The following is a 241-nucleotide window of genomic DNA, read 5'->3' as shown; positions in this document are numbered from 1 at the left end:
ATGTTTCTGAGGCTGATGAACAAACGAAGAAAAATGTTCAAAGCTTTGCGGATGTTTTAATTGCGGAAGAACAACAAGTTGTAGAAGAAGCACCGATTGCGGAAGAGCAACAAGTTGTAGAAGAAGCACTGGTCGCAGTAGGGCAACCAGTTGTCCAAAAAGAAGAACCAAAACGTGAGAAGAAGCGTCATGTACCATTTAATGTTGTTATGTTGAAACAAGACAGAACGCGATTAATGGA

At 40.7% G+C, this 241-nt stretch carries 1 protein-coding gene; it reads left to right on the top strand.

Going from position 1 to position 241, the window contains the following annotated elements; genetic code table 11:
• Positions 1–241 (top strand): hypothetical protein (locus MR113_RS27890; RefSeq protein ID WP_242257519.1); only part of this gene is annotated, 241 nt, incomplete at both ends.

The organism is Bacillus cereus group sp. BfR-BA-01379 (assembly GCF_022663605.1).
Taxonomy (GTDB): Bacteria; Bacillota; Bacilli; order Bacillales; family Bacillaceae_G; genus Bacillus_A; species Bacillus_A mobilis.
This window is presented reverse-complemented; position numbering and strand designations above follow the sequence as displayed.